The 21,103-nt window shown below is 58.0% G+C and carries 24 protein-coding genes; 11 read left to right on the top strand and 13 right to left on the bottom strand.

The window, feature by feature from the left end:
• The 3 genes from ACR0C6_RS18955 to parC all read right to left on the bottom strand — a co-directional run.
• A partial coding sequence (locus tag ACR0C6_RS18955) for a GTP-binding protein (RefSeq protein ID WP_215675807.1) occupies window positions 1-91 on the bottom strand: 91 nt, incomplete at its 3' end.
• 115 nt (window positions 92-206) lie between these two features.
• A complete protein-coding gene (locus ACR0C6_RS18950) occupies window positions 207-797 on the bottom strand; it encodes a hypothetical protein (protein ID WP_480447484.1) in 591 nt (196 codons plus the stop codon).
• A 96-nt stretch (window positions 798-893) separates the two neighbouring features.
• Window positions 894-3,242, bottom strand: a complete 2,349-nt coding sequence (gene parC / locus ACR0C6_RS18945; protein ID WP_480620675.1) for a DNA topoisomerase IV subunit A — start codon at window positions 3,240-3,242, stop codon at window positions 894-896.
• 203 nt (window positions 3,243-3,445) lie between these two features.
• Between parC and ACR0C6_RS18940 the strand changes: the two genes are divergently transcribed.
• The 6 genes from ACR0C6_RS18940 to ACR0C6_RS18915 all read left to right on the top strand — a co-directional run bounded on the left by ACR0C6_RS18940 (window position 3,446) and on the right by ACR0C6_RS18915 (window position 7,706).
• Window positions 3,446-4,075 (top strand): SH3 domain-containing protein, encoded by a 630-nt coding sequence (locus ACR0C6_RS18940; protein WP_480447482.1) that lies wholly within the window; start codon window positions 3,446-3,448, stop codon window positions 4,073-4,075.
• 69 nt (window positions 4,076-4,144) lie between these two features.
• Window positions 4,145-4,972, top strand: coding sequence for an SDR family NAD(P)-dependent oxidoreductase (locus tag ACR0C6_RS18935; RefSeq protein ID WP_480447481.1), 828 nt, complete (start codon window positions 4,145-4,147; stop codon window positions 4,970-4,972).
• Window positions 4,973-5,050: 78 nt separating this feature from the next.
• Window positions 5,051-5,254 (top strand): twin transmembrane helix small protein, encoded by a 204-nt coding sequence (locus tag ACR0C6_RS18930; protein ID WP_152457110.1) that lies wholly within the window; start codon window positions 5,051-5,053, stop codon window positions 5,252-5,254.
• A complete protein-coding gene (locus tag ACR0C6_RS18925) occupies window positions 5,255-5,827 on the top strand; it encodes a cob(I)yrinic acid a,c-diamide adenosyltransferase (RefSeq protein ID WP_480447480.1) in 573 nt (190 codons plus the stop codon).
• 191 nt (window positions 5,828-6,018) lie between these two features.
• On the top strand, window positions 6,019-6,777 hold the full coding sequence (locus tag ACR0C6_RS18920) for an electron transfer flavoprotein subunit beta/FixA family protein (protein WP_171637528.1): 759 nt from the start codon (window positions 6,019-6,021) through the stop codon (window positions 6,775-6,777).
• Window positions 6,777-7,706 carry an electron transfer flavoprotein subunit alpha/FixB family protein gene (locus ACR0C6_RS18915; protein ID WP_480620673.1) on the top strand — a complete coding sequence of 310 codons (930 nt, stop codon included), beginning with the start codon at window positions 6,777-6,779 and terminating at the stop codon, window positions 7,704-7,706. Before ACR0C6_RS18920 ends, ACR0C6_RS18915 begins: the two co-directional genes overlap by 1 nt.
• Before the next feature lie 50 nt (window positions 7,707-7,756).
• On the opposite strand, the gene ACR0C6_RS18910 is transcribed toward ACR0C6_RS18915, so the two are convergent.
• Window positions 7,757-8,560, bottom strand: coding sequence for a DUF6473 family protein (locus tag ACR0C6_RS18910; RefSeq protein ID WP_480620672.1), 804 nt, complete (start codon window positions 8,558-8,560; stop codon window positions 7,757-7,759).
• Between the two features lie 162 nt (window positions 8,561-8,722).
• On the opposite strand from ACR0C6_RS18910, the gene ACR0C6_RS18905 reads away from it, so the two are divergent.
• The gene (locus ACR0C6_RS18905; protein WP_152457106.1) at window positions 8,723-9,598 is read left to right on the top strand and encodes a 3-hydroxybutyryl-CoA dehydrogenase; all 876 of its coding nucleotides are present in this window, start codon (window positions 8,723-8,725) and stop codon (window positions 9,596-9,598) included.
• Between the two features lie 84 nt (window positions 9,599-9,682).
• Here ACR0C6_RS18905 and ACR0C6_RS18900 read toward each other — a convergent pair whose 3' ends face one another.
• The 8 genes from ACR0C6_RS18900 to ACR0C6_RS18865 are packed head-to-tail and all read right to left on the bottom strand — an operon-like array spanning window position 9,683 to window position 15,441.
• Complete coding sequence (locus ACR0C6_RS18900) at window positions 9,683-10,573, bottom strand: lysophospholipid acyltransferase family protein (protein WP_480620670.1); 891 nt, start codon at window positions 10,571-10,573, stop codon at window positions 9,683-9,685.
• 39 nt (window positions 10,574-10,612) lie between these two features.
• On the bottom strand, window positions 10,613-10,882 hold the full coding sequence (locus tag ACR0C6_RS18895) for an HPr family phosphocarrier protein (protein ID WP_152457104.1): 270 nt from the start codon (window positions 10,880-10,882) through the stop codon (window positions 10,613-10,615).
• A gap of 16 nt (window positions 10,883-10,898) precedes the next feature.
• Window positions 10,899-11,291 (bottom strand): PTS sugar transporter subunit IIA, encoded by a 393-nt coding sequence (locus tag ACR0C6_RS18890; protein ID WP_480447476.1) that lies wholly within the window; start codon window positions 11,289-11,291, stop codon window positions 10,899-10,901.
• Window positions 11,288-12,169 (bottom strand): RNase adapter RapZ, encoded by an 882-nt coding sequence (gene rapZ, locus ACR0C6_RS18885; protein ID WP_171120239.1) that lies wholly within the window; start codon window positions 12,167-12,169, stop codon window positions 11,288-11,290. The genes ACR0C6_RS18890 and rapZ overlap by 4 nt, the downstream gene beginning before the upstream one ends.
• Window positions 12,166-12,636, bottom strand: coding sequence for an HPr kinase/phosphorylase (locus ACR0C6_RS18880; RefSeq protein ID WP_171364565.1), 471 nt, complete (start codon window positions 12,634-12,636; stop codon window positions 12,166-12,168). Before ACR0C6_RS18880 ends, rapZ begins: the two co-directional genes overlap by 4 nt.
• Before the next feature lie 4 nt (window positions 12,637-12,640).
• A complete protein-coding gene (locus ACR0C6_RS18875; protein WP_152457100.1) occupies window positions 12,641-14,359 on the bottom strand; it encodes a sensor histidine kinase in 1,719 nt (572 codons plus the stop codon).
• A 32-nt stretch (window positions 14,360-14,391) separates the two neighbouring features.
• On the bottom strand, window positions 14,392-15,096 hold the full coding sequence (locus ACR0C6_RS18870; protein ID WP_480447475.1) for a response regulator transcription factor: 705 nt from the start codon (window positions 15,094-15,096) through the stop codon (window positions 14,392-14,394).
• A 21-nt stretch (window positions 15,097-15,117) separates the two neighbouring features.
• The gene (locus ACR0C6_RS18865) at window positions 15,118-15,441 is read right to left on the bottom strand and encodes a hypothetical protein (RefSeq protein WP_171169149.1); all 324 of its coding nucleotides are present in this window, start codon (window positions 15,439-15,441) and stop codon (window positions 15,118-15,120) included.
• Here ACR0C6_RS18865 and ACR0C6_RS18860 point away from each other — a divergent pair.
• From ACR0C6_RS18860 to ACR0C6_RS18850, 3 genes are all read left to right on the top strand, one after another.
• Window positions 15,440-17,038, top strand: coding sequence for a phosphoenolpyruvate carboxykinase (locus tag ACR0C6_RS18860; protein WP_171205751.1), 1,599 nt, complete (start codon window positions 15,440-15,442; stop codon window positions 17,036-17,038). The genes ACR0C6_RS18865 and ACR0C6_RS18860 overlap by 2 nt on opposite strands.
• 358 nt (window positions 17,039-17,396) lie before the next feature.
• Window positions 17,397-17,687 carry a hypothetical protein gene (locus tag ACR0C6_RS18855; protein ID WP_171205750.1) on the top strand — a complete coding sequence of 97 codons (291 nt, stop codon included), beginning with the start codon at window positions 17,397-17,399 and terminating at the stop codon, window positions 17,685-17,687.
• Between the two features lie 24 nt (window positions 17,688-17,711).
• The gene (locus ACR0C6_RS18850; protein ID WP_480447474.1) at window positions 17,712-18,266 is read left to right on the top strand and encodes a hypothetical protein; all 555 of its coding nucleotides are present in this window, start codon (window positions 17,712-17,714) and stop codon (window positions 18,264-18,266) included.
• A 4-nt stretch (window positions 18,267-18,270) separates the two neighbouring features.
• Here the strand turns inward: ACR0C6_RS18850 and ACR0C6_RS18845 are convergent, their stop codons facing one another.
• Complete coding sequence (locus tag ACR0C6_RS18845; RefSeq protein ID WP_480620666.1) at window positions 18,271-19,035, bottom strand: TSUP family transporter; 765 nt, start codon at window positions 19,033-19,035, stop codon at window positions 18,271-18,273.
• Window positions 19,036-19,179: 144 nt separating this feature from the next.
• Between ACR0C6_RS18845 and ACR0C6_RS18840 the strand changes: the two genes are divergently transcribed.
• A complete protein-coding gene (locus ACR0C6_RS18840; RefSeq protein ID WP_480620664.1) occupies window positions 19,180-20,871 on the top strand; it encodes an acyl-CoA dehydrogenase family protein in 1,692 nt (563 codons plus the stop codon).
• Window positions 20,872-21,103 lie beyond the last annotated feature (232 nt).

Here is a 21,103-nt window from a genome sequence, read left to right as displayed (position 1 = left end):
CTGCGGTCAGCGTGGTCTTGCCGTGGTCAACGTGGCCAATCGTGCCGATGTTGACGTGCGGTTTTGTACGCTCAAACTTTTCCTTTGCCATTCCTCAGGCGCCCTTTTGCGATTTGGGGGACCCTTGGTCCCGTGGTTACATCTGCGCGCGCGGGATATTTGGTTCAAAGGGGAAAATCAAGCACATCCTGAGGGAAATGCGCCGATCACGTTGGATTTTGCGTGACCTCGACGGATTCCAGAGGCTGGATCAGGTCCGGCCGCCGGTCGAACCAGCCATTTTCCTTGTGCTCTTCAGCCAGCCATTCCTCGACCCGGTCGGCAATTTTGAGGGCCAGACCGCTCATCTGTTCTTCTTTTGTGCGCTCATGCCCCGATCCTTTGAGGGCACTTCCGCCGGTGGTGTCTTCCAGCACCTGGAATTGCTTACCCTTGGCCAGAAACTCTTTTTTCTTCACGTCATAGACGTTGACCAACACAATCGCAGTGCTTTTGGGGTTGTAGATCACAGGGATCCCCGGCGGGGCCAGCATGTAACCCTCAAGGCTGATGCCAAGGTCATATTCCTGTTTGCCTACGTAACGCCCCAGACGAATATCAACCGCGTTCTGGATCGCCTTCGTCCATTCGTCAGGTGTGGCGTCCCGCGATACAGGTCCCTGAACGGCCTTGTCCGCAAAGGCATAATTCACACGAAGCTTGAATTCTCCTAGGGATTCAGGCGGCTCATACACCTGTGTCTGTGTGCAAGCGGCCATCAGGGCCAGTCCGGTGATCAGCGTCAGAATGCGCAACATGTCTCGTCTCGATAGGCCTGTTTTTTGTTGATCTAGCGCACCGATACGGGTTGTGCAAAGCCGTATCGGCGGAAATTCACCCGCGAAGCAGCGCGATCACGAAAACTTATAGTCGCGCGGGAAGCCATAGGGCGGTTTTTTCCCGACACTGGCTCGTTTTGCCAGCCATTGCGTCATATCCGCCTCATGTCGGGTCTTGTCGCCGCCCATGGACCATTTCAGGCCTTCTTCCCAGTTGAAGGTCGTTACATCCGACAATCCGCCATCCAGCTCGAGCGTTCCCTGCCGGCCGCGTGCCATATTGTACTTTTGCAAACGCACGCCTTTTCCGCGCGTCATCTCGGGCAGTTCCTGGGTTGGGAAAACCAGGAACTTGCCGTTTTGCGACACCACGGCGACGTGGTCGCCCGCGACCGGCTTGCAGATCATCGCGGTCTCGTCACCCTTGACGTTCAGCACCTGTTTGCCGTTGCGCGTCTGCGCCAGCACGTCATCTTCCGGCACCATAAAGCCGTTGCCCGCGTCCGAGGCCACCAGCAGCTTGCGCCCCGGCTTGTGAATCAGGATGTCGATGATCTGTGCCTCGTTCGGCAGGTCGACCATCAGGCGCAGCGGCTCGCCCATTCCGCGCCCACCCGGCAGATTGGCCGCGCTGACGGTGTAGAATCGGCCGTTCGAGGCGAACACCAGCAGCCGGTCGGTCGTTTCTGCATGGAAGATGAAACGCGGGCCGTCGCCGTCCTTGAACTTCAACTCGCGCTTCAGGTCGATATGACCGGTCATGGCGCGAATCCAGCCCATCTGAGAGCAGACCACCGTGATCGGTTCCTTGTCGATCATCGCCTCCAGCGGAACCTCTTCAACCTGTCCCGCTTCGGCGAACTGCGTACGGCGCGCGCCGCCTTCGTAGTCTTTGCCGAAGGTCTTCTTGGTCTCTTTCAGCTGCTCGGCAATCTTGGCCCATTGCAGGGCGGGATCGGCCAGCAGATCTTCGAGATTGGCGCGTTCTTCCATCAGCGCGTCGCGTTCGCGAACCAGCTCCATCTCTTCCAGACGACGCAAGGAGCGCAGGCGCATATTGAGGATGGCGTCGACCTGAACTTCCGACAGCTCGCCCTCGCCCGGCTTGGGTGTGACGTAGTCAGATTCATCGGTGGCGCGAACGTGGTCGATGCCCCAGTCCTCGCGCATCAGCGCGGCCTTGGGGTCGTCGTCATAACGGATGATGTCGATTACACGGTCGAGGTTCAGGAAGGCGACGATAAAGCCTTCGAGCACTTCCAACCGGTGGTCGATCTTGGCCATGCGGTGACGCGAGCGGCGCAGCAGCACCTCTTGCCGGTGGTCAAGGAAGGCGCGCAGCACTTCCTTCATCGAACAGACCTTGGGTGTCACCCCATCGATCAATACGTTCATGTTCAGGCTGAACCGCACCTCGAGGTCCGAGTTGCGATAAAGCATGCCCATCAGCACCTCGGGGTCCACGTTTTTCGAACGCGGTTCAAGGATCAGACGGATATCGTCGGCGGATTCGTCGCGCACATCTGCGAGGATCGGGATTTTCTTGGTTTGGATCAGTTCCGCGATCTTTTCGATCAGCTTGGATTTCTGAACCTGATAGGGAATCTCGGTGACCACGATCTGCCACTGGCCGCGGCCCAGATCCTCGACCTCGAACCTGCAACGCAGTCGGAACGAGCCCCGCCCGGTGCGATAAGCCTGGGCGATGTTCTCGGGCGGTTCGACGATCACGCCACCGGTCGGAAAATCCGGGCCGGGGACATAGTTCAGCAACGTGTCGTCCCGCGCGTCAGGCGTTTTGATCAGGTGCAGGCAGGCGTCGCAAAGCTCCGAGATGTTGTGCGGTGGGATGTTGGTCGCCATGCCGACGGCGATACCGCTGGCGCCGTTGGCCAAAAGATTCGGAAACTGCGCAGGCAGCACCACCGGTTCAGTCAGCGTGCCATCATAGTTGTCGCGGAAATCCACGGCGTCTTCGTTCAGACCTTCCAGCAGCGCCTCGGCCACGATGGTCATCCGCGCCTCGGTATATCGCGAGGCCGCCGGGTTGTCGCCGTCGATATTCCCGAAATTCCCCTGCCCGTCGACCAGCGGGTAACGCACGTTGAAGTCCTGCGCCAGGCGCGCCATTGCGTCGTAAATCGCGGCGTCGCCATGCGGGTGGTAATTGCCCATCACGTCGCCGGAAATCTTGGCGGACTTGCGAAAACCTCCGGTTGCACTGAGTCGCAGCTCTCTCATCGCATAGAGGATTCGCCGGTGCACCGGCTTCAATCCGTCCCGCGCGTCCGGCAGGGCGCGGTGCATGATGGTGGACAGCGCATAGGTCAGGTAACGCTCGCCTATCGCGCGGCGCAGCGGTTCTGCAACCTCACCCCCGTGGTCGGGGGCCTCCATGTTGGGGTCGTCGATCGTATCGTTCATATATGATGTGATACGACGCAAGAACGCCTTGGTAAAGCAAGCAACGCGTATTTTACTGGGGACAAGTCGGGCTTTTTGCAACAGGGGGAGGCAAGTCGGTGTTTTCCCCGAATTTTCGACTCTGCCCTTCTATTATGCTACCATTCCAACAATTGAATGATTGCTGCCTATTTTGTTGTTACGATTGAATTGGGGGATGCGCCATGACGCGCCTTGTACTTGTTACTTTCGCCGCACTCGGCTGGACTTTTTACGTGATGAGCGGAGGTCCTGACTTTGAGCCGCGCGGAGTCCGCACAGCGGAGCCGGAGCGTGTTGCCATTGCCCCGAAACCTTCAAGGCCGGCTATCGAATCCGCGCCCGCCGAAACTTTGGTCGCGCGTGCTGCGGTAAAGCCTCCGGCGCCGGTCGCACCGGTCACTGAACCCTTGGCCGAGCTGGACGAAGCAGAAACCAAGGCGCTGTTGTCGCAAGTCGCAGCTGGCCTGAAGGCAAACCCCTCACTGTTCGCTGACGAAAACGTCACTCTGACCCTTGCGTCGCTGGAACAGGGTCTGGCCTCCCTCGAACAGGTCACCACCGACGCCGAGCTGCCAACGGTTGAACTGCCCGCCCCTGTCGAGGCCGCCAAGGATATCCGTGAAATTTCGGGAACCCGCGTGAACCTGCGGGATGGGCCGGGGACGATCTATCCGATCATCGGCAAAGCCAGGATCGGCCAGCAGGTTGAGGTATTCGGGGATTCAGGTACCGGCTGGTTGCGCCTGCGCGTGTTGCCGGGGCAACAGGTTGGGTGGATTTCGGCATCACTCGTCCGGAAAACAACGAACTGACATCGAAGTGTCATTGCCCTGCCGCAAACCCCGCCATAGCTATGGGCGGGGATCAGGCTCGGAAGGTGTATGCAGAAATCGATTCTTATCACGGGATGCTCGTCAGGCATCGGTCTGGACGCGGCACACGGTATGCGTGCAAGAGGCTGGCGCGTTTTTGCATCCTGCCGCCAGCAACGCGACTGTGATCGCCTACGCGCACAAGGCTTTGAAAGCCCCAGAATCGACTACACTGATGCAGACAGCATTACATCGGGTTTGTCCCACGTTCTCGAGGCTACAGGCGGCTCGCTGGATGCCCTTTTCAACAATGGCGCACATGGCTTGCCCGGCGCGGTTGAGGATGTTCCGACGGATGGCCTGCGCCATATATTTGAGACCAATGTCTTTGGCTGGCACGAGCTGACCCGACAGGTCATTCCCGTCATGCGGGAACAGGGTCATGGCCGGATTGTGCAGTGTTCCTCGGTTCTGGGGCTTGTCGCCTTCCCGTGGCGCGGCGCGTATGTCGCCACAAAATACGCGATCGAAGGGCTGACCGACACGCTGCGGCTGGAACTTCGGGATACCGACATTCACGTCGTCTTGATCGAGCCCGGCCCCATCACCTCAAAACTCCGGGAAAAGGCGATCCCATTGTTCGAGAAATACATCGACTGGGAAAACTCGGCCATTCGGGAGAAGTATGAAGGCTCTCTGCTTAAGCGCCTTTATGAAAGCAGTGGGCCAGACCGATTTGAACTGCCCGCCTCTGCCGTCACGGACAAGCTGGCCCATGCGGTCGAGGCCCGACGCCCCAAACCACGTTACTACGTGACCACTCCGACATATATCGCCGGGATACTGCGCCGCATTCTGCCCACAAACGCCTCTGATCGAATCCTTTCGGATATCTGAGACGATATTTCCCGTTCGCTTTTCGACGCCCTGACGCTAGATGGGTGGTAATCGAAAAAAACCGGACGGTGACTTCAAATGGACCTTGTGATGGTCATTCTGCTTCTGGCTATGGCGGCAGTTGTCGTAGTGCTGGCCTTAGGCATCGCGAATTTCGGCAAAGGCGGCATGGAAGCGGCCAAGAAAAGCAACAAGATGATGCGCCTGCGCATTCTCTTTCAGTTCATCGCCGTGTTGCTGATCGTGCTTTTCGTGTATCTGCGCGGACAGGGAGTTCAATAAATGGTCGTACTCAACAAAATCTACACACGCACTGGCGATGACGGGAAAACCGCTCTGGGCAACGGAGAGCGCGTGGCAAAGTATTCGGGCCGCGTTGCAGCCTATGGCACCGTGGACGAACTGAACGCTTTTGTCGGCGTGGCACGGACCGAAGCCGAAGGTGATGTCGAAACCGCTCTGTCGCGCATTCAAAATGACCTGTTCGATCTGGGTGCCGACTTCTGTCGCCCCGACATGGAAAAAGACGCCGAGGCCGATTATACCCCCCTACGCATCGTGCCTGCCCAGATCGACAGGCTGGAAGCCGAGATCGACGCAATGAACGAGACGCTGGAACCTCTGCGCAGCTTCATCCTGCCCGGTGGCTCGCGTCTGGCAGCACATCTGCACGTTTGCCGGACCGTTTCGCGTCGGGCGGAACGACTTGCGGTCGAGCTGACGAATATGGAGCCCGTCAACGACGTGGCGGTCAAATATCTCAACCGTCTCAGCGACTGGTTCTTTGTTGCAGCACGCTGCGCAAACGCAAACGGCAAAGACGACGTGTTGTGGGTTCCGGGCGCGAACCGCTGAACGCGAAACGCAGACTCGCGGGTAATATTCTTGCGCCTCTTGGCAAAAAAATTGCAAAACGCGACGTCCCGACGCCATGACGTGACGATTTTGCTCTGTTGTGCCACTGCGGCAGGCGCTATCTAGTCGGTCGAGAGCATTGGTGGAGTCGCCTGCGCGGCTTACCGTTTTTTTGAGGAGAAAGCGCTACAATGAAGGTACTGGTGCCTGTCAAACGCGTGATTGACTACAATGTGAAGGTCCGCGTGAAAGCGGACGGTAGCGGTGTTGATCTCGCCAATGTCAAAATGTCGATGAACCCGTTCGACGAGATTGCGGTGGAAGAAGCGATCCGCCTGAAAGAAGCCGGCAAGGCCGACGAAGTCGTTGCTGTTTCAATCGGAGTGAAGCAGGCGCAGGAAACCTTGCGCACCGCGCTGGCCATGGGTGCCGACCGCGCAATCCTGGTTGTGGCGACTGACGATGTACACACCGATATCGAGCCTCTGGCGGTTGCCAAGATCCTGGCCAAAGTGGTCGAGGAAGAGCAGCCCGGCATTGTTCTGGCAGGCAAGCAGGCGATCGACAACGACATGAACGCCACTGGCCAGATGCTGTCGGCGCTGCTGGGTTGGTCCCAGGGCACCTTTGCGTCCGAGCTGGACATCGAAGGCGACACCGCCAAGGTCACCCGCGAGGTCGATGGCGGGTTGCAGACCATCAGCGTCAAGATGCCCGCCATCATCACCGTTGACCTGCGCCTGAACGAGCCGCGCTATGCGTCGCTGCCCAACATCATGAAGGCGAAGAAGAAGCCGCTGGATGAAAAAACCGCCGCCGATTACGGCGTCGACGTCACGCCGCGTCTGGAAATCGTCAAAACCGAAGAGCCGCCGGCACGCGCGGCAGGCATCATCGTGGGCTCGGTTGACGAGCTGGTCGAGAAACTCAAAGAAGCGGGGGCTGTGTAATGGCTGTACTTCTGCTTGCCGAAGTGAACAACGGCGAACTGGCGATGGATGCGACCGCAAAGGCCGTGACCGCCGCGAAAGTGCTGGGTGACGTAACCGTTCTGGCCGCAGGCGGGTCTGCCGCTGCTGCCGGTGAGGCCGCGGCCAAGATCGACGGTGTCTCCAAGGTTCTGGTCGCCGAGGATCCGTCGCTGGGCCACCGCCTGGCGGAATCGACCGCAGACCTGATCGTGGGCCTGGCCGATGGTTACGAGCACATCGTGGCACCGGCCACCACCGACGCCAAGAACGTGATGCCCCGCGTTGCAGCCCTGCTGGACGTAATGGTGATCTCGGATGCCTCCGGCGTGGTTGACGGCTCGACCTTCGAGCGCCCGATCTACGCGGGCAACGCGATCCAGACCGTCAAGTCGAACGACGCCAAGAAGGTTGTCACCCTGCGGACCGCCAGCTTTGACGCGGCCGGCGAAGGCGGCTCGGCCCCAGTTGAAACCGTTTCGGTTCCGGGCTCCGAAGGTCTGTCGTCGTGGGTCGAGGACAAGGTTGCCGAAAGCGACCGTCCGGAACTGACCTCGGCGGGCGTTGTTGTTTCGGGCGGCCGTGGTGTCGGCTCGGAAGAGGACTTCAAACTGATCGAAACGCTGGCCGACAAGCTGGGTGCGGCGGTTGGTGCGTCGCGTGCGGCCGTTGACTCGGGCTATGCGCCGAACGACTGGCAGGTGGGTCAGACCGGCAAGGTTGTTGCCCCGGATCTGTATGTCGCCGTCGGTATTTCGGGCGCAATTCAGCACCTGGCCGGCATGAAGGACTCGAAGGTCATCGTGGCGATCAACAAGGACGAAGAGGCGCCGATCTTCCAGGTCGCCGATTTCGGCCTGGTCGCAGACCTTTTCCAGGCGGTACCGGAACTGACCGAAAAGCTCGGCTGAACCGGATATCCGGATTGATCTGCAAAGGCTCGCCAACAGGCGGGCCTTTTTCAGTTCAGGTTCCGCAAGACGATCATCAGGTGTTCAGCAATTTCTCGGTGCGCGGACGGGCCGATCATATGTTCCGCAATCGGCTGCTGAAGCGTTCCGAACATAACATCTTCGAGAGCATCCGATCGCGCGGATACAGCGACCGAAACCTCGACGACATCAGCGCATAGCGGGCGTAGCTGTTCGATCATGTCGGCATCGGGCACGATATGGTCGACATGCGATCCGGTTTGCCGCTGCACATGCAGCCAAAGCAGGACAACGCCGGGTTCGATCCGTTCTATCAAGTCCCCGGTGGCGCGTATCCAGACCTCTCGCAGTTCCTGCGCTACGACTTCGATTCGAGCGTCTTCTGTTGCGCTCAGCCGCTCCAACAAATGGCGCACAAAATGGATTTCCGTGAAGTCAACATCCGGGTACAGCCCCAGCAAGTCCGCGGTGGGTTCAAGGAACCGATCGTTGCGACGCGGGTGTACGCGGTAAAACCGGTTCGATTGGCGCAGAAGATCGGGCACTTGCAACACGCATAGGTCTGACTGATTGGCCAGAGTCAGCACCCCGGGATCAGTGGACAACGCTTCGATTCCGCAAAACAGGCTGCCGAAGTTGGCGCATGGCTTTCCCAATCGCTTCTCAAGCACGGCAGGAAACGGGTTATCGACGAATCTGCCGAAAGTTTCCTCTCCTCCCAGACAGGCCACATAGGGCTGATCCAACGTGCCGGGTGGACCCCGGAACCAAAGTTTCGAATTGGCATATTGGCAGGCGGACTCCCTACCGCTGTTTGTCTGATGAAAGCTCATATCAAGCCCCCGTTTTCTCACCCGGTGCCATCTTGTGGTCATAGATATTGAGATTTTCCTAATGCGCGCATTTGAAGCGAAATTGACCGCCTTGATCCTCTTGCCGCCTGCCCCGGTCTGCCGATACTGTCGCGGTATCCTACAGGGCAAAGGCAGCTGAACATGGAAGTTAAATCGGTCGGGGTGATTGGTGCGGGGCAAATGGGCAACGGCATTGCCCATGTTATGGCGTTGGCGGGATACGACGTCTTGCTGAACGATGTCAGCCAGGATGCTCTGGAAAACGCCATTGCCACGATCGAAGGTAACCTGGCGCGGCAGGCGTCGCGTGGCAAAATCACCGACGAGGCGATGAAGGCTGCGCTGAAACGGATTACGACCACGCTTGATCTGCCGAAACTGGGTCAAACCGATCTGGTTATCGAGGCAGCAACCGAGCGGGAAACGATTAAGCAGGCGATTTTCGAGGACCTCCAGCCGCACCTGCTGCCGCATACGATTCTGACGTCAAATACATCCTCGATTTCCATCACCCGCCTGGCAAGCCGCACGGATCGGCCCGAACGATTCATGGGTTTTCATTTCATGAACCCTGTCCCTGTTATGCAGCTGGTGGAATTGATCCGCGGCATCGCCACGGATGAAGAAACATTCAACGCCTGCAAAGCGGTGGTGGATCGGTTGGGCAAAACGGCGGCCAGCGCAGAGGACTTTCCAGCATTTATCGTGAACCGGATCCTGATGCCTATGATCAACGAGGCGGTCTACACACTCTATGAAGGTGTAGGGAACGTTCAATCCATCGACCAGTCAATGAAACTTGGGGCGAATCATCCCATGGGCCCGCTGGAATTGGCGGACTTCATCGGGTTGGATACCTGTCTGGCGATCATGAACGTGCTGCATGACGGGTTGGCTGATACCAAATATCGTCCCTGTCCTCTCCTGACGAAATATGTCGAGGCCGGGTGGCTGGGGCGCAAGACCGAGCGCGGTTTTTATGATTACCGAGGCGAAGTTCCGGTACCTACACGCTGAAGGGGGCCAGCCCCCCTCGCCCGGACTTTGTCCGGGCTCACCCCCGGGATATTTTTGGCCAGATGAAGACGCGGATCAGGTCTGTTACGACTTGCCCAGAGACATGGTGTGATTTCTGAGCCAGGCCATGAAACCGCGCGGATCGCGCTCCAGCAGCTCCATATCGTGGTCCGAAATCGGTTCGCCGATCACCGGCGACTGTGGTTTGTTGCAGGATCGGACGATCTCATGCAGCAACAGTCCCTGCCGAAGAATGGCAGAGACACGGTTGGCGATCTGATACCAGCGTGAATTGCAGCCCGGAAAGAAAATCGGCACCACGCGCGCGCCCGAACGGCGGATCATCTTGGCAGTGAACACGTTCCATTCCCGCTCGATCGCAGGCCCGAACCAATCATCCGAGGACATCACAACACCGGATGGGAACAGTGCCACAACGCCGCCGTTTTTGAGATGCTCCATAGCTTTGCCGCGCATTTCCAGCATCTTGGCCTGCGCCTCGGGGTCATGGGGAAACGGAACCGGAATCATGAATGACGTGGCCGCTTCGTCCAGACCCGTCAGAACCGAACGGGTCAGGATGCGGTAATCGCTGCGTACCCGGCCGATCAGTTCTGCCAGAATCATGCCATCAACCATTCCGTGCGGGTGGTTGGCGACGACAACAACCGGGCCGGTCTTGGGAATGCGGTCAATCTGCTCCTGCGGTGTGGTCAGGTCGATTCCCATAGTCTTGAGGGCACCACCCCAGAACCGCTGGCCGCGGTAGTATTCGTTCTTTTTTTCGAACTTGTTGACCATGCGCAAAATGGTCAGCTTGCCTGTGCACCATTCGATGGCCCGAATGGCGGTCGCTGTCCAGGCATCGTCGAATGAATTCGCATAGGTCAGCGTTCTACGGTCGTAGATCTCACCCTGATCTGTGGTCCCATCCACCACCGGGTTTGTCTTGGTCTCGTGCGTCGTTTCCGCCAATTCCTGGTCTTCCCGTTCTTCCTGTCCCGGCGGGGTGGCTTAGAACCCCTCTCCGAACTTGTCGTTCACAAGCGTTTCCAGAGCTTCTGCCAATGCCTCAGCATCCGGCCCGGACGTCTCGACGTCAATAGTTGTTCCGCGCGATGCTGCCAACATCAAAAGACCCATGATGCTGTCGCCTGATGCAGAAAGTCCGTCTTTTGACACCTCAGCATGTGCATCGAACCCCTCTACAACCTCAACCAGCTTTGCCGAGGCGCGTGCATGCAGGCCCTTTTCATTGATAATTTTCAGGCTTCGGCTCGTCATATTCAATAATCCGTTTTTAATCCAATGTCACATTCTGCGCATTGATGTACTTCCGTCCAGCCTCCATTGCCTGACGGACGGCATCACCAATGGGCAAGTGGCGACTTTTGGCCAATTTGATCAGCATCGGCAGGTTTGCCCCATACAGAATACGCCGGTCCTGAGGCGCGCAGGCACGCAGGCTGAGATTCGAGGGGCTTCCGCCAAAGAGGTCGGTGACAACAACGACACCATCGCCGGTGTCCACTTCGTCAGCGGCACGGCAGATTTCGGCCTGTTTTTCTTCCCGGTCATGGTCAGCCTCGATCGCGACCGCCACGAGACTGGCCTGTGGTCCGACCACGTGTTGTGTGGCGGCCAGGTATTCCTGAGCCAACCCACCATGTGCAACGATCACAATTCCGATCAATCCGACCTCACATTCAACGACCGACGTTCCATCTCGCGATGCCTAATTGCCACCTGCTGCCCATCTTCCGCAAGGGCCTTTGCAACGGCCTCTGCCAGGGCAACTGATCTGTGCTGGCCCCCTGTGCACCCAAACGCCACGGAAAGATGCGCTTTGCCCTCGGCCCGAAAGGCCGGCAGCAACAGGGTCAGCAAGTCCAGCACACGTTCAAAAAACGGTAAGTAGTTAGCGTCTGATTGCACATAGTGCGCAACGTCAGGGTTTCGACCATCCGCTGCGCGAAATTCCGGGCGCCAGTACGGATTCGCCAGAAACCTGCAATCGAACACCATGTCCAATCCACGCGGAAGGCCACGTTTGTAAGAAAAGGATTCGATGGAAACCGCCAGATGCCGCCCGCCTTGCGGGGCGAACCAGTGCTCGACCTCTTCCCGCAGCTGATGCACGTTCAGAAGGCTGGTGTCGATCAGCGTATCCGCAATCTCTCGTATCGGCGCCAGCAACTCTTTTTCGCGCTGAACGCCGGTTTCCGGGCTGGCATTCTTGGCTACGGGATGCCGCCTTCGGGTTTCTGAAAACCTGCGCACCAGAACATCATCACTGCAATCCAGGTACAGAACCGTCAGATCGACCTGCGCCAAGCGGCCCAGCTTTTCAGCCAATTCTATGAAACCGATCGTCGAAAAATCACGGTTACGGGCATCTATACCCAATGCCATCGGACGGTCGCTGTCAGCACTGTCGAGCAAGCGCGACAAAAGACCCATTGGCAGATTGTCGATGGCTTCAAAGCCCAGATCTTCCAGCACATGAATGGCCGTGGATCTTCCTGCCCCGGAGGGCCCCGTGACAAGTACGATCCGCCTTTGCGATGTCATGAATTCGGCCATTCCGGGTTTACGCGCCCATTTCCTAGAAGCTGCATCATCGCTACAGCCAAGTTGGGCACGCCCGCGCCCCGAAGCAAGGGAACAGTTTGCCTCAGCACGGAAACCGTCAAAGGGTCGGGCAGACGCTCGGGCTCTGGCTGATCCAGATCCACAACGTAATCCAGCGGAACCGGACCACTGGGTTCGGCTTTGATCAGGCCAATTTGGCGCGCCTCGATCAAACCGCGGATCTGCGATACGGCCGAAGCGATCACCCGATTCTGCCGCATCTCCAAATTGACTCGGTCATCGGCGACCAGTTTCGCGCCGAACGCCATCATTTGCAACGCCAGCCCGGACTTCCCTGTGCCGGAAGCACCGATGATCAAAAGCCCGCGTCCGGCAACCGAAACGCAGGAGGCATGAACACAGGCGCTGCCCTGATCTTTCGCGAGTGACAACGAATCAATATGCATGGATTTAGACGGGCAACCCCACGACAAAGCGGGCACCCAGCGGATCCGATGTAATATCGGCCTCTGTCGGGCGGATGTTCTCAGCCCAGATCACCCCGCCATGGGCTTCGACAATCTGCTTGGAAATCGCCAAGCCGAGGCCAGAATTATTGCCGAAATGTTCCGCCGGACGCTGCGAGTAGAAACGCTTGAACACTTTGGTAAGCGCCTGTTCGGGAATCCCCGGGCCGGTGTCTTCGACAACCACCAGCACGCGGTTGTCCCGCTGCCGGACCCAGACGCGAATTGCGTCATTTTCCTCGCAGAACGAAATGGCGTTGGTGATCAGATTGACAAAGACCTGCGCAAGACGCGCTTCCAGCCCGTTGATCACAATTGGCTCAGAGGGAAGATCCGTAATGTAATCGATGCCCTTGGAGCGTGCATCTTCACCCAGATACTGGCCGAGATTGCCCAGCAGCTTGAGCAGGTCAAAGGGCTGCTCTTCTTCCTTGACCAGTTCCGCATCCAGACGCGACGCATTTGATATGTCGCTGACCAACCGGTCCAGACGCCGTACGTCATGCTCGATCACGTCCAGCAGCTTGTCGCGCTGATCCTCGCGCTTGACCATCCGCAACGTTCCCACGGCGGATTGCAGGCTGGCCAGCGGGTTTTTGATTTCATGGGCGACATCGGCGGCAAACTGTTCGTTTGCGTCGATCCGGTTGTAGAGCGCGGTCACCATACCCCGCAAAGCGCGGCTGAGGCGTCCGATTTCATCAGGACGGGCGCTGAGGTCGGGAATGCGAATGCGCCCGGGATTGACACCCGTGCCCCGGTCCTTGCCCATCTCTGCCGCGGATGCCAGATCGGCCAGCGGGTTGGCAATGGTCGAGGCCAGGACAAGGCTGAGGCCCACGGAAACCAGCAGGGCCACGACAAACATCTGAAGAATGCGCTCCTGCTCGCGGCGGGCAAGCGCGTCGATTTCACCAGCCGGGCCGGTAATCGCCACCGCGCCGGCGGGTACATCCTGATAAAGAATTGGTGCCGCAGCCACGATGACCGTCTCACCCGCGCCATCCTGTACCGCCTGCACCTGACTTTGACCGGCAATCGCTTGTGGAATAATGGTCTGAACACGCTGCGCCAACGTCGGTGCCTCGGTTTCAGTCGACCAGTTGAGCAGGTTTGACAAACCCGTCCAAACGGCATTCAGCGTGTCGCTGATCACCGTACTGCCGGTCTGCATCTCGGCCTCGGATTGCAGAAGAACCGGCATGTCAGAGGCTTGCGGGGCACCACGTGTCCAGCCGATCAGCGTGCCACTGGCGTCATAAACAAAAACCTCGCCCCCTTCGGGCAAGGTGAGGCCAGACAGGGTATCCTTGACGTCCAGGTTCCCGGCATTCTGCCCGGATTGCTGTGCGCCCTGACGCAACTGGGTTTCAAAAACGTTGCTGACAAGTTGCGCATCGCCCAGCAGATTGCGGGCGGTCTGCTGAACCTTCTCTTTTCGCGAGTCGTCCAGATACAACAACCCTGTGACCAGGATCACCAGAGCGATCAGGTTGAACGTGATGATTTTGCGCGCCAGGGGCGAACCACGCAGCGAAAACAGGTTTCTCCGCGATCGCTTTTCCCTCAGCTCCGCTGACTCGGGGTCCTGGGGAATGACCCAGTCATCCCCAAGAACGACGTCACCGTCGCGCAATTCGCTGGCTTGTTCGGTGTCGCGCACGAGACCCCATTACCTCTTGCAGGCGGCCGCGCCTATTCTTCGTTGTACCGGTAACCGATACCATACAAGGTCTCAATCGCCGAGAACTCGGGATCAGCCGCACGCATCTTTTTCCGCAGACGCTTTATGTGGCTGTCGATCGTCCGATCATCCACATAGACCTGATCATCATAGGCGACATCCATCAATTGGTCGCGGCTTTTGACGAATCCCGGACGTTGGGCCAGGGCCTGAAGCAGCAGGAACTCGGTCACGGTCAGGGACACATCATTGCCCTTCCAGCTGACCGCATGGCGCAGCGGATCCATTCTCAGGTCGCCGCGTTCCATGACTTTGGTGTCACTGCTGTTGGATGCGACCGCATCGCCGCTTGTGGCCTCTTGGCGGCGCAGCAAGGCCCGAATGCGTTCGACCAGCAGACGCTGCGAAAAAGGCTTCTTTACATAGTCATCCGCGCCCATGCGCAGGCCCAGCACCTCGTCGATCTCATCGTCTTTCGAGGTCAGGAAGATCACCGGCATCTGCGTCTTCTGACGCAGCCGTTGCAACAGATCCATGCCGTCCATCCGCGGCATCTTAATATCCAGAACAGCCATGTCCGGCAGTTTCTTGTTGAACGCATCCAACGCGGCCTGGCCATCATTATATGTTTCAACCTCGAAACCTTCGGCTTCGAGGGTCATGGATACAGACGTAAGAATGTTTCTATCGTCATCCACAAGTGCAATCTTTGACATCGGGCTCACCCCTATTCCTGCTCACTCGCGCAATAATTCGCTTATTTGTAAGGCATTGTTGGCGGTTTTAAGACGCCGAATCAATCCGTAACTGCGAATCATGCCTTTGTTGCGGCAGGTCTGCGGCAAATTTGCCTTGATGCCCGCAAAAATCTGCCCGCTTTTCCGACATTGAATTTCTGATGGCGCTAAACCCGAACTTGGTTGCGCTAACTGCGTCAAACCCGCCTGTTCATGCCATGAACGACCGTGATAAGACGCGCTCAGCCGCCGGTTTTCCCGGCTCACTGCCCCAAAGGCGCAACGGCCAACGACCTTCGCGCCGCCACAGGAGAAGACACACATGACATCTGGACGGGTTAACCCGCAATTCCGCCTCGAAGATCAGGGCATCGAGGGTCTGGGCAATGTCTATTACAACTTCATGGAACCGGCGCTGATCGAAGAGGCGCTGAAGCGCGGCGAAGGCACACTTGGCAATGGTGGAGCGTTCCTGGTTACCACCGGCAAGTTCACCGGCCGGTCACCCAAGGACAAACACGTCGTCAAGACCGACAGCGTTGCCGACACCATTTGGTGGGAAAACAATGCCGAAATGAGCCCCGAGGGCTTTGACGCACTGTACGAAGACATGCTGGCCCACATGAAGGGCCGCGACTATTTCGTACAGGACCTCGTCGGTGGCGCGGACCCGGCTTATGCGATCAATGTACGAATGATTACCGAACTGGCATGGCACAACCTGTTCATCCGCCACCTGCTGCGTCGCCCGGACCGCGAAGACCTGGATGAGTTCACGGCCGATTTCACCGTCATCAACTGCCCCAGCTTTCAGGCCGACCCGGCAAAGCACGGTTGCCGCAGCGAGACCGTGATTGCAATGAACTTCGACCGCAAACTGATCCTGATCGGCGGCACTGAATATGCCGGTGAAAACAAGAAGTCCGTTTTCACCCTGCTGAACTACATGCTTCCCGAAAAGGGCGTGATGCCGATGCATTGTTCGGCCAACCATGCTGTTGGCAACCCGGTCGATACGGCCGTGTTCTTTGGCCTGTCCGGCACCGGAAAGACCACCTTGTCCGCCGATCCTTCGCGCATTCTGATCGGGGATGACGAGCACGGCTGGTCCGATCGCGGTACCTTCAACTTCGAAGGCGGTTGCTATGCCAAGACCATCAACCTGAATGCCGAGGCAGAGCCGGAAATCTACGCCACCACTTCGAAGTTCGGAACCGTGATCGAAAACATGGTCTTCGACCCCGAAACCAAGGAACTGGATTTCGACGATGACTCGCTGACCGCCAACATGCGCTGCGCCTATCCGCTCGAGTATATCTCGAACGCATCCAAAAGCGCACTGGGTGGTCACCCGAAGAACATCATCATGCTGACCTGCGACGCCTTCGGCGTGCTGCCTCCGATCGCGCGGCTGACGCCGGCCCAGGCCATGTATCACTTCCTGTCAGGGTTCACGTCAAAAGTGGCCGGGACCGAACGTGGCATCACCGAGCCGCAGCCAACATTCTCGACCTGTTTCGGCGCGCCGTTCATGCCCCGTCGCCCTGAGGAATACGGCAACCTGTTGCGGGACAAGATCGCCCAGCACGGCGCGACCTGCTGGCTTGTGAACACCGGCTGGACCGGCGGCGCCTATGGCGTGGGCAGCCGGATGCCGATCCGCGCGACACGCGCCTTGCTGACCGCCGCTCTGGAAGGGTCTCTGCGCGACGCCGAGTTCCGCAAGGATGCCAATTTCGGCTTTGACGTTCCAGTCTCTGTCCCGGGGGTTGCCGAAGTTCTGCTGGACCCGCGTCGTACCTGGGACGATCAGGCAGCCTTCGACAAACAGGCCGAAAAACTGGTGCAGATGTTTGCCGAGAACTTTGAACAATATCTGCCCTTCATCGACGACGACATCAAAGCCGTCGCAATTGGATAAGACAGGAAGAGGGGCCACAGCGCCCCTTTTTTATTTCGCCCACTGTACTTCTTGCTAAGGTTGTTTGTCGCAAAAAGCACATACAATTGCGTTGTTTCAAAATGCAATTTGCGCTAGCCCTGATAGTCGCTGAGACGAAAAAACCCGGCACTTTTGCGCCGGGCACTGACTGAAATTAGATTGGGAGTCGCTCATGTGCGCACACTCACAACGCTGGATTGAGCAACCTAATCAGTCACCTAGTCTAAGCGAGAGGGGATGAGTGTCAATACGAGACTTGCTGACTTGCGCGTCATTCAGCATGGCTCAAACAGTCGCAATTAGGCGGCAAATGACACGGCAAACGATAGGTAACATTATGACTGAGATCTCGAAACTCACCGAACTGCGCAAGCTGATGCAAAGCATGGAGCGTACATTAGGCTTGGAGAAACTATCTCCGGTTGAACGCGACATCTACTATGCCGCCGAAGAGCTTTCCAAGTCCGATCAGGAGGTGCGCACATTCGGTTTGATCGAGCACACGTTGGTTCAAAGTGTTTCGCGCCCAACATTCTTTCGCGCGCTGAAATCGCTGGTCGAAAAAGGCTATCTTTCTCAAAGCGGCAGCGCCAACCGGGGACGGTACGTCGTTCATGCACCCAAATGATGCGATCCACCCGCGCAAGAGGCCGTGATTACTTTGCGCGGGTGGGCTACTGAAACGCTTTTGGCCTCTTTGGCCTATGTGCTGGCGTCGTTCCTTACATTCGCCGTCCTGATGCCGTTGCAGAACGTGTTTTTCCCGGAATACCCAAGCCGCGCGAGCCTGTTGTTTCTGCCGCATGGCGTGCGGGTTCTGACAGCCTGGCTGTTGGGGTGGCGCGCCGTTTTCGCATTATTGCCCGGCGTGTTCATCGTTTTTGCCTATTTGGGTGGAACGGATGTCTTCCTGCCCAGCCGCCTGATGGCCATGGCGATTGCGGTTCTGACGGTCCCGACCGTGTTTTATCTTCTGAAGGCAATCGGGTGGGATCTGTTTCCCCGTCCGGATCGCAAACCCTGTTGGATATGTGTGATGGGCGTCGGAATCGTAACGTCCTTCCTTGTCTCCGGGTTGACCAACCTGGCTTTTGGCAGCGCGACGGTGGAATATATCGCATTCCTGATCGGCGATATCTCGGGTTTGTTCTTCCTGATGCTAGGCCTGTATTTTGCTTTTTGGCTCGCCGACAAGCGGCCGAGTTGACGCGTTACCCCACCAAACCGCGTCGAAGCAGGTTCAGGCCCGCAATCAGCAAAACCAACAAGGTCGCTTTGCGAAAACTTGCCTGATCAATACGGTCCTGCAGCTTCATGCCTATCCACATCCCGGCCAGGGCCGGAACGATCAGGGCTGCCGAAAACTCAAGTGTTTCTGCATACAGAATGCCTGATCCAAGATGTGCGACAAGCAACAAAACCGCCCCCAAACCGTAGATTACGCCCTGAATTCGAATCTGTTCGGTCTTGGGGGTGTTCAGCGCCGTCAGATAGGCAACTGTCGGAGGCCCCCAAACTCCTGACATGCCCCCAACAAACCCCGCTACGCCACCTACCACAGCCTCGACTGCGGTCGAGGGTTGGTTCAACGCCATTCTGAACCCCAGAACCTGTAACAGCGCAAAAACTGACACAAAGCCGCCCATCAGAACCAGAAAGACAGACCCCGGGATCAATGCGACCAACTGTGCGCTGAGCAGCAGAAGAAGACCGCCAACAACAAGGAAAACCCGAAAGCGCCGAATCGAGGCGACCGCGGCGACACGGCCACCGCGTAGGGCCTGCAGCCCATTGGTCACCAGCGTCGGCAGAATAAGTCCCGCCAGGGTCAGATCCGGCGGCAGAAATGAATTCAACCCCGACACCAAAATCATGGGCATCGCGAAACCAACCATGCCTTTGACCCATCCAGAGGCAAACGCGATTGCCATGGCCATCAGCAGTTCCTGCGGGGAAAGAATGGAAAACAGGGTCATGTCCCCTAGATATCATCTGGATTTTCTTCTGCATTGCAAAAATGTTGGGGTAATATTTGAACTTTTTCGTAGCGTAATAAGTATTTTTGTTGCGCTGCACGTGCAGCATGATATGACCAGACGACCGAGGAAAGGACGCGATTCATGGCCCACGACGGACAGGATATGACCGAGATGACAACTGCTGCAGTTTTGCCCGATCTTCTGAACTTGACCCGGGCTGCCGTACCCGCGGTAGCAGCCGTTTTTGAAAAAGCCCGCGAATCCGTGCGCGGCATGGTCTCGGCGGATGGCCGTATCTCTGGTGCATTGATCGAGGCAAACCAGACCGCCGCGCATGGACTGGCATGGCTGGCCACGTACAACCAGTCGCTGCAACAGATGCAGCGCTGGGCCGAAGCACTTCAGGCCGAAGGCAAGTTCGGCGAACTCGAGCAGTTGCTTCACCAGATAGCCTTTGGCGAGTACCTGCATCAGGTCGCTGGTGGCATCCCGATGAACCAGGGCGAAGTCGTGCGCCTTCAGGATATGGGCCTCGGCTGGGATGCGCTGTCGGGCTTTCAGTCGTCCGAAGTACAGACCTTGATGGCGCAGGCGAATTCACAAGCCGCACGTAGCCGTTTGGTCGAGCTAATGCAGGATCAGGCCGGCGCCACAATGTTCGGCGCGTCGGGCCTGGACGAAGAACTTGAAATGATCCGCGACCAGTTCCGCCGCTATGCGCAGGAAAAGGTCGAACCGTATGCCCATGAATGGCACCTCAAGGATGAGCTGATCCCGCTGGAAATCATCGAAGAACTGGCGGAAATGGGCGTTTTCGGGCTGACCATCCCGGAAGAGTTTGGCGGTTTCGGACTGTCCAAAGCATCCATGTGCGTCGTTTCCGAAGAACTGTCGCGTGGCTATATCGGCGTGGGCTCGCTGGGCACCCGTTCGGAAATCGCGGCCGAGTTGATCATCGCCGGCGGCACGGACGAGCAAAAGGCGAACTGGCTGCCAAAACTGGCCAGCGCCGAAATTCTGCCGACGGCTGTCTTCACTGAACCCAACACCGGTTCGGATCTTGGCAGCCTGCGTACCCGGGCCGTGAAGGACGAGAACGGTGATTACCGGATCACCGGCAACAAGACCTGGATCACCCACGCCGCGCGGACCCACGTCATGACCTTGCTGGCGCGGACCGATCCCGACAGCACAGATCACCGCGGCCTGTCCATGTTCCTGGCGGAAAAGACACCCGGCACGGACGACAATCCCTTCCCCACCCCCGGCATGACCGGTGGTGAGATCGAGGTTCTGGGCTATCGCGGCATGAAGGAATACGAGCTGGGCTTTGACGGCCTCCACGTCAAGGGTGAAAACCTGCTGGGCGGTGAAGAAGGCAAGGGTTTCAAACAGCTGATGGAAACCTTTGAAAGTGCCCGCATCCAGACCGCCGCGCGCGCCATCGGCGTGGCGCAAAGCGCGCTGGATATCGCCATGCAATATGCCATCGACCGCAAGCAATTCGGCAAATCGCTGATCAACTTCCCGCGTGTCTCGGGCAAGCTGGCAATGATGGCGGTCGAGATCATGATCGCGCGCCAGCTGACCTATTTCAGCGCGTGGGAAAAAGACCACGGCCAACGCTGTGACCTTGAGGCGGGCATGGCCAAGCTGCTGGGCGCCCGCGTGGCCTGGGCAGCCGCCGACAACGGGTTGCAAATCCACGGCGGAAACGGCTTTGCACTGGAATACAAGATCAGCCGCGTTCTGTGCGACGCGCGCATTCTAAACATTTTCGAAGGGGCGGCCGAGATTCAGGCACAGGTCATCGCACGACGTCTGCTCGGGTGACCGGAACCGGCGCCCGTTTCCCCAACTGACCCGGCCGTTGCGCCGGGTCTTTTTCTTGATTTTTGAGGTTTTGTACGCCTCCTACCCGCGGACCTTCCGTTTTGTACGGACCATTTCTGCATCTCTGACCGGCAGGACAACGACGAGCTGTGTCCGCAGCAATCCAAACTTCCCCTTTGATCCCGGCCCATTCGCCGTTAGAGCGTCAGATTGACCCGACCAAAACCCGATC

This window comes from Ruegeria sp. AL12, from assembly GCF_056540885.1.
This window is presented reverse-complemented; position numbering and strand designations above follow the sequence as displayed.

Excerpts from the sequence above, each read along its gene's own strand:
- ACR0C6_RS18950 (WP_480447484.1), bottom strand. The coding sequence starts at position 797 with ATGTTGCGCATTCTGACGCTGATCACCGGACTGGCCCTGATGGCCGCT.
- parC (WP_480620675.1), bottom strand. The coding sequence starts at position 3,242 with ATGAACGATACGATCGACGACCCCAACATGGAGGCCCCCGACCACGGG.
- ACR0C6_RS18940 (WP_480447482.1), top strand. The coding sequence starts at position 3,446 with ATGACGCGCCTTGTACTTGTTACTTTCGCCGCACTCGGCTGGACTTTT.
- ACR0C6_RS18935 (WP_480447481.1), top strand. The coding sequence starts at position 4,145 with ATGCAGAAATCGATTCTTATCACGGGATGCTCGTCAGGCATCGGTCTG.
- ACR0C6_RS18930 (WP_152457110.1), top strand. The coding sequence starts at position 5,051 with ATGGACCTTGTGATGGTCATTCTGCTTCTGGCTATGGCGGCAGTTGTC.
- ACR0C6_RS18925 (WP_480447480.1), top strand. The coding sequence starts at position 5,255 with ATGGTCGTACTCAACAAAATCTACACACGCACTGGCGATGACGGGAAA.
- ACR0C6_RS18920 (WP_171637528.1), top strand. The coding sequence starts at position 6,019 with ATGAAGGTACTGGTGCCTGTCAAACGCGTGATTGACTACAATGTGAAG.
- ACR0C6_RS18915 (WP_480620673.1), top strand. The coding sequence starts at position 6,777 with ATGGCTGTACTTCTGCTTGCCGAAGTGAACAACGGCGAACTGGCGATG.
- ACR0C6_RS18910 (WP_480620672.1), bottom strand. The coding sequence starts at position 8,560 with ATGAGCTTTCATCAGACAAACAGCGGTAGGGAGTCCGCCTGCCAATAT.
- ACR0C6_RS18905 (WP_152457106.1), top strand. The coding sequence starts at position 8,723 with ATGGAAGTTAAATCGGTCGGGGTGATTGGTGCGGGGCAAATGGGCAAC.
- ACR0C6_RS18895 (WP_152457104.1), bottom strand. The coding sequence starts at position 10,882 with ATGACGAGCCGAAGCCTGAAAATTATCAATGAAAAGGGCCTGCATGCA.
- rapZ (WP_171120239.1), bottom strand. The coding sequence starts at position 12,169 with ATGACATCGCAAAGGCGGATCGTACTTGTCACGGGGCCCTCCGGGGCA.
- ACR0C6_RS18880 (WP_171364565.1), bottom strand. The coding sequence starts at position 12,636 with ATGCATATTGATTCGTTGTCACTCGCGAAAGATCAGGGCAGCGCCTGT.
- ACR0C6_RS18870 (WP_480447475.1), bottom strand. The coding sequence starts at position 15,096 with ATGTCAAAGATTGCACTTGTGGATGACGATAGAAACATTCTTACGTCT.
- ACR0C6_RS18860 (WP_171205751.1), top strand. The coding sequence starts at position 15,440 with ATGACATCTGGACGGGTTAACCCGCAATTCCGCCTCGAAGATCAGGGC.
- ACR0C6_RS18865 (WP_171169149.1), bottom strand. The coding sequence starts at position 15,441 with ATGTGTGTCTTCTCCTGTGGCGGCGCGAAGGTCGTTGGCCGTTGCGCC.
- ACR0C6_RS18855 (WP_171205750.1), top strand. The coding sequence starts at position 17,397 with ATGACTGAGATCTCGAAACTCACCGAACTGCGCAAGCTGATGCAAAGC.
- ACR0C6_RS18845 (WP_480620666.1), bottom strand. The coding sequence starts at position 19,035 with ATGACCCTGTTTTCCATTCTTTCCCCGCAGGAACTGCTGATGGCCATG.
- ACR0C6_RS18840 (WP_480620664.1), top strand. The coding sequence starts at position 19,180 with ATGGCCCACGACGGACAGGATATGACCGAGATGACAACTGCTGCAGTT.